This is a genomic window from Clostridium amylolyticum (assembly GCF_900142075.1).
Lineage (GTDB): Bacteria > Bacillota > Clostridia > Clostridiales > Clostridiaceae > Clostridium_AA > Clostridium_AA amylolyticum.
This window is the reverse complement of record NZ_FQZO01000005.1, coordinates 255036-266791: the sequence shown is the minus strand read 5'-3', so window position 1 is coordinate 266791 and position 11756 is coordinate 255036. Positions and strand designations below refer to the sequence as shown.

The following is an 11756-nucleotide window of genomic DNA, read 5'->3' as shown; positions in this document are numbered from 1 at the left end:
ATGTGAACATAAAAAATAACATGGAGAGGTGAATACCTTGAGAGAGATAAATGTATTGGATATTACAGAAGCTATATCTAAGCTTTGTATTAACTCAAACTACTATTTAGGTAATGACGTAAGAAAACGATTAGAAAAGGCAAAGAATGAGGAAAGTTGGCCTATAGCCCAGGATATTCTAGATAAAATAATTTTAAATGCCGATATAGCACAAAAAGAAAATATGCCTATGTGTCAAGATACAGGAATGACTTGTGTGTTTGTAGAAATAGGACAAGAGGTTCACATAGCTGGAGGAAGTTTAGAAGCCGCCATTAATGAAGGAATAAGGCAAGGATACTCTAAAGGTTTTTTAAGAAAATCTGTAGTTAAAGATCCACTTAGAAGGGTAAACACAGGAGATAATACCCCAGCAATAATTTACTATAATATTGTAGAAGGGGATAAACTTTCTATTACAGTGGCACCTAAGGGGTTTGGTTCAGAGAATATGAGTGCATTAAAGATGCTTAAACCAGCAGACGGGCTGCAGGGAGTAAAGGATTTTGTATTAGAGACAGTTAAAAAGGCAGGGCCAAACCCATGTCCACCTATTATTGTAGGTGTAGGTATAGGTGGGACCTTTGATAAAGCTGCTTACCTTGCAAAAAAAGCAGTGGTAAGATCTTCGGATATAAGAAATGAAGATGAATATTACAAAAATTTGGAAGAGGAATTATTAGAAGAAATAAATAAGTTAGGTATTGGACCACAGGGCTTTGGAGGTAGGACTACCGCTTTAGCCGTAAATATAGAAACTTATCCAACTCATATAGCAGGACTACCTGTGGCTGTAAACATAAATTGTCATGCCACAAGACATTTGACAGTAGAACTTTAGAAAGGGGTATTAATGTGGAAAAAAGAATAACAACACCTATGAAAGATGAAGATGTTAAAGAACTTAAGGCAGGAGATAGTGTACTTATTTCAGGCACTATATATACTGCTAGGGATGCTGCCCATAAAAGATTAATAGAATTAGTGGATAGTGGTAAAGAACTACCTTTTGATATTGAAGGAAGTATAATTTATTATGTTGGTCCTACTCCTGCTAAGCCAGGGATGGTAATAGGCTCTGCAGGGCCTACTACCAGTTATAGGATGGATCCTTATGCACCAAAGCTTTTAGACTTAGGACTAAAAGGCATGATTGGAAAAGGAGAAAGAAACGAAGAAGTGGTGGAGGCAATAATAAGAAACCAGGGGGTTTACTTTGCAGCTATAGGGGGAGCGGGTGCTCTTATTGGAAAATCCATTGAAGAGGCTGAAATAGTTGCTTATGAAGATTTAGGAGCAGAAGCCATAAGAAAGATGGAAGTTAAAGATTTTCCTGTGGTGGTGGTTATAGATAGTGAAGGAAATAATCTATATGAAATAGGTCAAAAGCAGTATTTGAACACCATTAATAATAAATAAGTATCATATCACAGAAATTGGAGGCGAAGAAAATGGAAGTTAAAAATATTGCCAAGGCAGGTACATTAGAATCAAATGATATTCTTATAATGGTATCCCCTAATGAGGATAATAAAGTAGAAATTGAAATTGAAAGTATTGTTATGAAGCAATTTGGAGATGAAATTAAAAAGGTTATAGAAGATAAACTAAAAGAACTTTCTATAACATCAGTTAAGCTTATGGCTCAGGATAAGGGTGCTCTTAATTATACTATTGGAGCGAGAGTAGAGACAGCTATAAGAAGAGCAGAAGATTAAGAGAGAGGGTGCAATTATGTTAAGAAGAACATTACTATTCCTTCCTGGAAACAATCCAGGTATGCTTCAAACAGCTTCTATTTTAGGTGCTGATGGGGTTATTTTAGATTTAGAGGATGCTGTTAGTTTAACTGAAAAGGATTCTGCTAGAGTCCTGGTAAGAGAAGCATTAAAAACTATGGATTATTCAGAGGTGGAGCTCGTTATAAGAGTCAATCCTATGGATGGTATTTTTGGAGAAGAGGATATAAGGACTATAGCTCCTTTGAAGCCTGATACTATACTTTTAGCCAAGGCGGATGAAGAATCTTTAATAAAAGCTTCCAACATACTTGATGATGTGGAAAAACAATGTGGTATGGAAAATGGTACTATTAAAATTATGGCACTTATAGAAACTGCTTACGGTGTAGAAAATGTTTTTTCTATTATTAAGAGTTCCAATAGGGTTAATGGGGTTCTATTCGGAGCAGAAGATTATACCTCAGATTTAGGAATAAAAAGAACAAAGATTGGGGAAGAAATATTCTATGCCAGAAATAAGATTGCTACTGCCTGCAGAGCACAAAGAATAAGTGCCATTGACACTCCTTTTACAGATACAGATGACTATGAAGGATTAGAAAAGGATACCCTAAATGGGAAGAGATTAGGTATGACAGGAAAAGCTGCCATAAATCCAAGACAGATAGAAAGCATTCATAATGTTTTTGCTCCTTCAGAAAGTGAAATAAATTATGCCTTAAGAGTACTTAACGCTGTGAAAAAGGCTGAGAAGGAAGGTAAAGGTGTATTTTCACTAGATGGTAAGATGGTTGATGCACCTATAATAAATAGGGCAAAAACCACTGCAGAACTTGCAAAAACACTTGGACTTATATAGGAGGTAGGTGTAGCTATGAAGAACTTAGTAGGAATTGAATTGCCAGAATACATAGAAGGTTATGGAAAGGTTGAACCATATTCAGGAGCATTTAATGAAAAGCTTGTAAAAAGCAGGAGAGAAATACCCTCAAAAATGGTTAAACCTGAAGATAGTAAAGTATTAGCTTCTATAGATGAAGCTTTTGAAAAAGTTGGACTAAAGGATGGTATGACATTATCCTTCCACCACCACTTAAGAAACGGGGATTATGTTTTAAATATGGTACTGGAAAGAGCAGCAGCTAAAGGCATTAAAAATTTAACCATAGCAGCAAGTTCCATATTTCCTATTCATGCTCCCTTAGTAGAACATATAAAAAATGGAGTAGTTACAAAGATAATAGCTAGTTATATATCAGGCCCTGTGGCTCATGCAGTTTCTAAGGGTATGCTAAAAAATCCTGTAGTAATGCAGACTCATGGAGGGAGAGCCAGATCTATAGAGTCAGGAGAGGTTAAAATAGATGTAGCCTTTGTAGCAGCTCCTACTGCAGATACTTATGGGAATATCAATGGAGTGCAAGGTAAATCAGCTTGTGGTGCTTTAGGTTATGCCGTGGCAGATTGTATGTACGGAGACCATGTGGTGGCTATTACTGATAATTTAGTACCTTATCCTGCATGTCCTATTGAGATATCACAGATATATGTGGATTATGTGGTACAGGTGGAATCCATAGGTAACCCCGCTGGAATAGTGTCTGGAACCACTAAAATAACCAAGGATCCCATCGGTCTTAAAATTGCTAGAGATGCAGCCAAGGTTATTAAAAACTCCGGACTTTTTAAAGACGGCATGAGCTTTCAAACAGGCGCGGGTGGAACATCCTTAGCGGTGGCTAAAGAAGTAAAAGAAATGATGATTAAAGACAAAATCAAAGGTAGTTTTGCTTCTGGCGGAATTACTGGATATTTGGTAGATATGCTAAAAGAAGGTTTATTTGAAGGTATTATGGATGTACAGTGTTTTGATATTGAGGCTGTAGAGTCTTATGCCTCTAATCCAAAACATCAAGGTATGTCAGCATCTATGTATGGAAATCCTCATAATAAAGGAGCAGTGGTAAACAATCTTGATGTAGTAATATTAGGTGCTACTGAGATTGATACAAGCTTTAATGTAAATGTTACTACAGGATCCGATGGAATTATCATGGGCGGCTCTGGAGGTCACAGCGATACCGCTGCAGGAGCTAAACTTACTATAATAGTATCAAATCTAATGAAAGCAAGGCTTCCTATTATAAAGGATAAAATTACTACAATAACTACTCCAGGAGAAACTGTAGATGTTTTAGTAACAGAAAGAGGAGTAGCAGTAAATCCTAAGAGGCAAGATATTATGGAAAAACTCCAAGGAACAGGATTAAAATTGTATTCCATTGAAGAACTTAAAGATATAGCTGAAAAGTTTACTGGAAAGCCAAAGGAAATTCCATTAGAAGAGGATATAGTGGCAGTAGTAGAATATAGGGACGGTTCAGTGATAGATTTAATAAAAAAGGTAAAATAGCAGGAGATAAATATGATTGGATTGCAAATTCAAGAAGTTAATTTAAGTAATAAAAATGAAATTATTATGGTTAAGGAATATCTTAATAAATTTAATTTAAATTATGAAGAAGATATAGATTACACTATATTCATGAAAGATAATGATAAGATTATAGGTACTTGTTCTAAGAGTAAAAATATACTTAAATGTTTTGCGGTAGATGAGGAGTATCAAGGGCAAGGTGTTTCTTCAGCCATGGTTACCACAATGCTGGATGAAATGTTTAATAATCATATATATCACAGCTTTGTCTTTACTAAAAAGAAGAATAAGGGTATTTTTACTTCTATTGGCTTCAAGGTGTTATATGAAGCAGAAGAGGTTATTCTTTTAGAGCATGGTATATATGATATAAATAATTATCTAGATAAACTTATAGTGAAATATTCCATAGATACTGCATTACCTAAAGTAGCTTTAGTGATGAATTGTAATCCCTTTACTCTTGGACATAAATATCTTATAGAAAGAGCCTCAATGGAAAATAATGAAATTTTAGTTTTTATAGTAGAAGAAGATAAATCTACCTTTCCTTTTGAAGATAGGTTAAATTTAGTAAAACTAGGGGTAAAGCATTTAAGAAATGTTAAGGTAATATCTGGTGGAGAATATATCATATCTTCTGCTACCTTTCCTTCCTATTTCTTAAGGGAAGAAGGTAGCAAGCTCAAAGCTTATACCCAAATAGATGCGGGAATTTTTTCCGAGTTCTTTGCTAAAAAGTTAAACATTACAAAGAGATATGTAGGAAATGAACCTTATTGCCAGGTGACTAGAGCATATAATGAAGCTTTAAAGGAAATACTATATAATTATGGTATTGAATTAATTGAAATTACTAGAATGCAGGATGACTACGGAGCTGTGAGTGCGTCTAGAGTAAGAAACTTATTAAAAGCAAATAAGTTTCAAGAGGTTTGCAAGATGGTTCCTGAAGTAACTTGGAATTTTATTAACTCAGAGCAAGGAAAGGAGATTGTGGAGAAATTAAGAAATACAGATGCTCCACATTAATACATGGGATATACAGCGGAAGATTTACTTAATGAAAGAGAAAAACGAGTGATTTTACAGCAAAATATAATGCTTGTACATAAAAAGCCTTTAGTTTTTATTAGAGTGAACTATCCTGGGCTTAATAAAACCAATCCATTAACTGAAAAGATTTTGAAGGCAATAGATAAGTGTGTTTCAGATGTTTTTGGTAATAAAATAAGATTGAAAATATACAGAATAACCTCTGAGGGACCTAATATAACTATGGTTATAGATATGGAGGCCATGGAGATAAAAAAGCTAACCATTGAAATTGAAGACAAAAATTCCTTAGGAAGATGTGTAGATATAGATGTGTATAATCCAAATACTTTTATGTCCATAAGCAGAACCTCCCTAGGATATGCACCCAGAAAATGCTATATTTGCAATGACATAGCCCAGAACTGCATCAGAAACAAAAAACACACCATAAGTTCAGTAATAGAGTATATAAACAAAAGCTACAAGGAGGTTAAAGAAATTTAGAATTTAGAATGAATGTAACTTTTTCTGGAAAAACACCGAAAAAAGTTAAAATGTAGTAAAAAAGGTGGTTGCGGCACTAAGTAATTAGCGCCACAGCCCTTATTTTTTGCCTTTATAAAGTTAACATAAAGAATATAAAATGATTAAGTAAAGAGAGAAAAAATCTTCATAAAATCTTTAAAAGATATTGATATAATTATTTCTATTAAGTAAAAGATAAAATTATTATACTGGCTATATTTTTGCGTTGCAGCATAAAAAGGAAGGTGGAATAATATGCATAATATCTTAATAATTGAGGATGAGGAAAGAGTATCTGAGATTTTAAAGGCATATTTAGAGAAAGAAGGGTATAAGGTATATTGTTCGGCAAAAGGACTAGAAGGAATGGAACTTTTTAAAACGATAGATTTTAAGTTAATAATACTTGATTTAATGCTTCCAGATATAAGTGGAGAAGAAGTGTGTAAAATAATAAGACAAAACTCTGACGTGCATATTTTTATGCTTACAGCAAAGGGAGGATTAAATGATAGAATAGAGGGATTAAATATAGGAGCAGATGAATACTTAGTTAAACCTTTTAGTCCTAGAGAGCTTATTGCAAGAGTAAATGCACTTTTTAGGAGAGTAAATGTAGAAACTGAGCAGGATTCTATTTTTTTTAATGATGGAAGTTTAATTGTAGATTATGATAAAAGAATAGTTAGAATTAATGGGGAAGAAGTGCCATTTACTCCTAATGAATTTAATATATTGTATGTACTTATAGAAAATAAGGGAAAAGTGCTTTCTAGAGAACAGCTTATAGATAAAGTATTTGGTATTGATTTTGATGGCTATGATAGAACAATTGATGTTTATATAAAAAATATTCGTAAAAAGATTGAAGCAGATACAAAAAATCCAAAGTATATTGTAACTGTTACAAAAGTAGGATATAAATTTGGCGGTGATATTTAGATGCAGTCAATAAGAAGTAAATTAAGTACTTTATTAATAGTATGTTCAATTATTGCAATTGCATTAATAACTTTATTTGTTAACATAACTATAAATAATAAGTTCAATGAATATATGGTAGACACTCAAAATAAGAGGTATGAGAGAATCGTATCATATCTTCAAGAAATTTATAAAAGAGATGGACAGTGGACTAAGGAATCAGGTACTGAATTACTGCATGAGGCTTATATGAGTAATTATTGCTTAACATTACTAGATAAGAATAAGAAGTCTATATGGGGGATGGATCCAAATGATATTAAAGATAAGCAGCATTTGAATACCATGATTGTTAATGAAAAAGGAGTCTATACCTCTAAAAGATTTGAAATTAATGTCAATGGAGAAGTGGTTGGGTATGTTGATATAGGACAATATTCCTCAGTATTGTTGTCTGACGAAGACGTGAATTTTAAATTATCAATAAATAAAAGTATTATAACTAGTGGTGGTATAACTTTATTTATTATTATTTTGATTAGCCTGTATTTTTCAAAAAAGTTTTCTATTCCCATAAAAAATGTGGCTAACCTATCAGTAAGCTTGTCAGAAGGAAACTTTAACACAAAATCTAGTGCGAAATCCAATATTGAAGAATTAGAAAATCTACGAAAGAGTGTTAATATTTTAGCAGAAAAACTTAAGTATCAGGATATGCTTAGAAAGCGTTTAATCTCTGATATATCTCATGAAATAAGAGCACCTTTGAATGTGTTGCAGAATAATCTAGAAGCTATGATAGATGGGGTATTTCCAGTTTCAACAGAAAGACTGAATTATTTAAACGAGGAAGTAGTGAGATTCGGCAGATTATTAAATAATCTAGATGTACTAAAAGAGTTTGAATCTGAGAGTATTAAACTCAATTTTGAAAAGGTGGTTTTAGATGAGCTTATTCTAGGTATATGTGAAGACTTTTATATGACAGCAAAAAATAAAGGTATTAAGCTCAGTTATTATTTTGAGCCAAATATGGACTATGGCATTACTGGTGACAAGGATAAGTTAAAACAAATTTTTATAAATCTAATATCTAATGCTTTAAAATTTACTAAAAGCAGTGGTAAGGTATTTGTTAAAATGTACAGAAATAATCAAAATATTATAGTAGAGGTTGAAGATAATGGTATTGGAATAAAGGAAGAAGATTTACCATTTATATTTGAAAGGCTTTATAGAGGAGATAAGAGTAGAAATGAAATTGAAGGAAGTGGTATAGGCTTAACCATTGTTAAAAATATAGTTCAGCTTCATTCTGGAAGTATGGAGGTTGAAAGTAAAAAAGGTAAAGGAACTAAGGTTAAGATCACTTTAAAGAGAGAGCATACGTAGGATAGTTATATTATTTTTATGAAGAAATTAACGAAAAACTTTAAATGCTATAAAATAAATTTTTTCATAAAATCTACATAAAAAAGTTATATTATTATGTTATTGTTGATAAAATATGAGAAATAATTTATTCATGTGATAATATAGAGGAACTAATGAAGTGATCATTTGACTCTAAAGTAATGGATATAGGAATTTTTTGGAGTTTGTTAAATTTTCCTTTGTAAATCTACAAAAAATATTAAAAGATAAGAATAATTATGAAAAGGAAAGGATAATATTATGGATTTAATTAAAAAGCTTGAATTAGAGCACAGGTTAAGTAAAGAGGAATTAGTAGAAATTCTTAAAAACGATTATTACAATGAAGATTTGTTTAAAGTAGCTGATAGAGTACGAAAAAGCTATGTTGGAGACGAAGTACATTTAAGAGGATTAATTGAATTTTCGAATATATGTAAGCAAAACTGTTTATATTGCGGACTAAGAAGGGATAATAAAAATTTAATAAGATATAGGCTTGATGTAGATACCATATATGATTTTGCTAGAAAAGCTAAGAGTTATGGCTACAAGACAGTAGTTCTCCAATCTGGTGAAGATAGTTACTTTACTACTAACATCATTACGGATATTATTAAAAAAATAAAATCTTTAGGTTTGGCAATAACCTTAAGTATTGGTGAAAAGTCTTATGAAGAATATAAAGCCTTTAAGGAAGCAGGTGCAGATAGATATCTTTTAAGAATAGAAACTACTGATAAAGCTTTATATGAAAAAATGGATCCAGGCATGAGCTTTGAAAATAGGGTAAGATGTCTTAAAGATATTAAAGCTTTAGGCTATGAATTGGGTACAGGAAGCTTAATAGGACTCCCAGGGCAGAATATTAAATCAATAGCTGATGACCTTTTATTTTTTAAGGAGATCGATGCTGATATGATTGGGGTAGGTCCCTTTATACCAAATGAATATACTCCTTTAAAGAATGAAGAAGGAGGAAAATTTGAACTAAGTTTAAAGGTTATGGCACTTGCAAGACTTTTAATGTTAGATATTAATATACCAGCTACAACAGCTATGGAAACCTTGAATAAGCAGGGAAGAATATTAGCATTGCAAAATGGAGCAAATGTAGTAATGCCTAATGTAACTGAAGGAGAATATAGAAAACTGTATGCATTGTACCCAGGAAAGATATGCATAAATGATACTCCGGCACACTGTAGAGGATGCATAACTGGAAAGATAACTAGTATTGGAAGATATGTTTCAGATGAATATGGTTTTAGAAAAAATAAAGCATATAACTGTTGAATGCACTATGATATGCTAAATGTTCTGCTACAATTCAAAAGGAAAGTACAATTGTATACTAATATAAAAAACACCCTGAATCCTTGAATCTGGGTGCTTTTTATGGGAATATTTTATATAGGGTTTGCTAACTCAAACTCAGCTAGCCATCGGTGATATTTACCGTTACTCAGCTTTAAATCGTAGAAAGTTGTTGGAATACATTTTACAATTCTTACTCTTGTTCCTACTTTAACATGCGGCGGATTACCATGTCCAGTTGTACTTATAACTGTAGCAAAGCTACCAGGAGTGTGAGGGGTTACACAAGGATTTTCTGGTCTTAGTTCAAACCATGCAAACCGACGATGAATCATGCCATCTGGCAATTGAACTGCGCATAGGTTTCCAAACCAAGGCTTAACTATTTTAACAGGATTACCTGGTTGAATTTCTAGTGGGTGGCTTACAATTGATATCGCATTAGCTCCAGTAAGAAATTGTGGAGAAGGTAAGTAATAATTTATCAAATTTTCAAACCCCTTTAATTTATGTTTATTCTACATTATATGAAAGAGGTTAATATAGTGATAATAAATTATTCTACATTCATCAGCGCATGTATGGCATTCTCGTGCACATCTGTTACATTCGTCAATACATTTTTGATATTTGTTTACTGTCATAGTTGCTATACCCATTTTAAAACCACTCCTTTAAGCTTTATCTTATTATGTTTGCAATTATTTTATTCCTAAGAGGATTCTGAGCTTGCTTTATATAATTTTCATACTCTTTTATGCATAAAATCTTCCATTAATCATATGCTAAATATGATTTTTATTCTAAGATTCGTACTAATGAATTGAAGGTATTTGAAGGAGTGATTTAGGTGGACTGGAATTCATTTTGGGAAGGGAGTAAGAACTTACCTACATTTGTGTTGATGATAAGGGCTGTTATTCTTTATATAGCATTAATTATTGCAACTCGCTTGATGGGGCATCGCCAGGTAGGAATTTTAACAGGGAATAATTATTTAGTAGCTGCTGGAATTGTGAGCTTAGCTGCTATTAGAATGTTAAATCCCGAATCTTCTCTTACATCTGGAATAGTAATTATCTTTGTATATGCCTTTGTAAATATATTTTTATCTTATTTAGATATAAAATGGCCCAGAGCAATTGATAGGCATGCTACTATTCTTATGAAAGGAGGAATAATACTTAGGGAAAACATGCTAGATTGTCATATAACTATAGATAATCTATTAGGACAATTAAGGCTAAAAGGAGCTCATAATCTATCAGAAATTGATACCGTTATACTAGAGCCCTATGGGAAAATAAATGTTATTAAAAAGCCTCAAGCATTGCCTCTTACAAGAAAACAGATGAATTTGCCATATAAGGTATCAGCACTACCTACTATTCTTATTTATGACGGTAAGATTGATGAAAAAAATCTCCATGCTCTAGGGCTAGATTATGACTGGCTGATGGCAAAATTAAATGAAAAGGGCAATATAAATTTAAAAGATGTATTCTTAGCTATGCTTGAATCAGATGGAACGGTTTATATGAGTATGTAATAAAGAAGGTATGATGATGGAATTATTAAAAGAAATATTCGGATCTGTTCAGGAAATTAGTCCCTACATATTCACTATACGCACTATTCTTGTTGGAATTTTGCTATTTGTTGAAGGAAAGATTTTACCACATAGAGCTGGTGGTCAGTTTGCAGGTTTTGATTTTGTATTTTTCTGGATGATGGGTGGTATAACTGCAGCCCCATTATTAGAACCTAAGATAAGCTTTGTTAACACTGTTGCAATAATTATTACCGTGTATGTACTTCATTATCTTATATCCTATATTGCAGTAAAAAATAGAGCTTTTGCAAAAGTTGTTTTTGGAAGATCAATAACATTAGTATCAGAGGGAAAACTTCTTAGGCCTAACATGGCAAAAGCCTTCTTTCCATTAGAATTACTGCTATCTGATATGAGAAATGTAGACGTTCCTAACATAGGTGATGCAGAGGCTGCAGTTTTAGAGACTAGTGGACATGTAAGTGTTCTGAAAAAATCGGATAGTCAACCAGTAACTCCAAAAGATTTAAATATTGAGACAATGGGCGGTGGATATCCAACGGTACTTATCAATGAAGGCAAAATTGTAAAAAAGAACTTAACAGAATTGGGATATGATGAGAAATGGTTGAAAGAAGAATTACTTAAAAAGGGAATTTTAAATGTTAAAGATGTTTATGCCGCATTGATTGATTCTAGTGGTGAATTATATTATTCAGTAGTCACAGAAAATAAGAAATATTAAGTATGTATTAATTAAATACTATTA

Annotated in this window: 13 protein-coding genes; 12 read left to right on the top strand and 1 reads right to left on the bottom strand. The window is 32.5% G+C overall.

Annotated elements, in window-relative coordinates; translation table 11 throughout:
- Positions 1–37 precede the first annotated feature (37 nt).
- The 10 genes from BUA82_RS12860 to hydE all read left to right on the top strand — a co-directional run bounded on the left by BUA82_RS12860 (position 38) and on the right by hydE (position 9414).
- Complete coding sequence (locus tag BUA82_RS12860) at positions 38–880, top strand: fumarate hydratase (RefSeq protein WP_073008839.1); 843 nt, start codon at positions 38–40, stop codon at positions 878–880.
- 14 nt (positions 881–894) lie between these two features.
- On the top strand, positions 895–1458 hold the full coding sequence (locus tag BUA82_RS12855; RefSeq protein WP_073008836.1) for a Fe-S-containing hydro-lyase: 564 nt from the start codon (positions 895–897) through the stop codon (positions 1456–1458).
- Positions 1459–1490: 32 nt separating this feature from the next.
- Positions 1491–1757, top strand: a complete 267-nt coding sequence (gene citD / locus BUA82_RS12850; RefSeq protein ID WP_073008833.1) for a citrate lyase acyl carrier protein — start codon at positions 1491–1493, stop codon at positions 1755–1757.
- 16 nt (positions 1758–1773) lie between these two features.
- On the top strand, positions 1774–2640 hold the full coding sequence (locus tag BUA82_RS12845) for an HpcH/HpaI aldolase/citrate lyase family protein (RefSeq protein ID WP_073008830.1): 867 nt from the start codon (positions 1774–1776) through the stop codon (positions 2638–2640).
- A 15-nt stretch (positions 2641–2655) separates the two neighbouring features.
- Positions 2656–4194, top strand: coding sequence for a citrate lyase subunit alpha (citF, locus tag BUA82_RS12840; RefSeq protein ID WP_073008827.1), 1539 nt, complete (start codon positions 2656–2658; stop codon positions 4192–4194).
- A 12-nt stretch (positions 4195–4206) separates the two neighbouring features.
- Positions 4207–5250, top strand: a complete 1044-nt coding sequence (gene citC, locus BUA82_RS12835; RefSeq protein WP_073008824.1) for a [citrate (pro-3S)-lyase] ligase — start codon at positions 4207–4209, stop codon at positions 5248–5250.
- A gap of 3 nt (positions 5251–5253) precedes the next feature.
- Positions 5254–5760, top strand: a complete 507-nt coding sequence (gene citX / locus BUA82_RS12830; protein WP_073008821.1) for a citrate lyase holo-[acyl-carrier protein] synthase — start codon at positions 5254–5256, stop codon at positions 5758–5760.
- 276 nt (positions 5761–6036) lie between these two features.
- Positions 6037–6723 carry a response regulator transcription factor gene (locus tag BUA82_RS12825; RefSeq protein WP_073008818.1) on the top strand — a complete coding sequence of 229 codons (687 nt, stop codon included), beginning with the start codon at positions 6037–6039 and terminating at the stop codon, positions 6721–6723.
- On the top strand, positions 6724–8097 hold the full coding sequence (locus tag BUA82_RS12820; protein WP_073008815.1) for a sensor histidine kinase: 1374 nt from the start codon (positions 6724–6726) through the stop codon (positions 8095–8097).
- A gap of 282 nt (positions 8098–8379) precedes the next feature.
- Positions 8380–9414 (top strand): [FeFe] hydrogenase H-cluster radical SAM maturase HydE, encoded by a 1035-nt coding sequence (gene hydE, locus BUA82_RS12815; RefSeq protein ID WP_073008812.1) that lies wholly within the window; start codon positions 8380–8382, stop codon positions 9412–9414.
- A 113-nt stretch (positions 9415–9527) separates the two neighbouring features.
- On the opposite strand, the gene BUA82_RS20500 is transcribed toward hydE, so the two are convergent.
- A complete protein-coding gene (locus BUA82_RS20500) occupies positions 9528–9782 on the bottom strand; it encodes a hypothetical protein (RefSeq protein ID WP_143148626.1) in 255 nt (84 codons plus the stop codon).
- A 503-nt stretch (positions 9783–10285) separates the two neighbouring features.
- On the opposite strand from BUA82_RS20500, the gene BUA82_RS12805 reads away from it, so the two are divergent.
- Together BUA82_RS12805 and BUA82_RS12800 are read left to right on the top strand one after the other, a co-directional pair.
- Complete coding sequence (locus tag BUA82_RS12805; protein WP_242948972.1) at positions 10286–10984, top strand: YetF domain-containing protein; 699 nt, start codon at positions 10286–10288, stop codon at positions 10982–10984.
- Between the two features lie 16 nt (positions 10985–11000).
- Positions 11001–11732: a YetF domain-containing protein gene (locus BUA82_RS12800; protein WP_073008806.1), complete on the top strand. Its 732-nt coding sequence runs from the start codon at positions 11001–11003 to the stop codon at positions 11730–11732.
- Positions 11733–11756: the final 24 nt, after the last annotated feature.

What these genes read in the sequence shown, in the direction of transcription:
- citD (WP_073008833.1), top strand. Translation starts at nt 1,491, where the DNA reads ATGGAAGTTAAAAATATTGCCAAGGCAGGTACATTAGAATCAAATGAT.
- BUA82_RS12845 (WP_073008830.1), top strand. Translation starts at nt 1,774, where the DNA reads ATGTTAAGAAGAACATTACTATTCCTTCCTGGAAACAATCCAGGTATG.
- citF (WP_073008827.1), top strand. Translation starts at nt 2,656, where the DNA reads ATGAAGAACTTAGTAGGAATTGAATTGCCAGAATACATAGAAGGTTAT.
- citC (WP_073008824.1), top strand. Translation starts at nt 4,207, where the DNA reads ATGATTGGATTGCAAATTCAAGAAGTTAATTTAAGTAATAAAAATGAA.
- citX (WP_073008821.1), top strand. Translation starts at nt 5,254, where the DNA reads ATGGGATATACAGCGGAAGATTTACTTAATGAAAGAGAAAAACGAGTG.
- BUA82_RS12825 (WP_073008818.1), top strand. Translation starts at nt 6,037, where the DNA reads ATGCATAATATCTTAATAATTGAGGATGAGGAAAGAGTATCTGAGATT.
- BUA82_RS12820 (WP_073008815.1), top strand. Translation starts at nt 6,724, where the DNA reads ATGCAGTCAATAAGAAGTAAATTAAGTACTTTATTAATAGTATGTTCA.
- hydE (WP_073008812.1), top strand. Translation starts at nt 8,380, where the DNA reads ATGGATTTAATTAAAAAGCTTGAATTAGAGCACAGGTTAAGTAAAGAG.
- BUA82_RS12800 (WP_073008806.1), top strand. Translation starts at nt 11,001, where the DNA reads ATGGAATTATTAAAAGAAATATTCGGATCTGTTCAGGAAATTAGTCCC.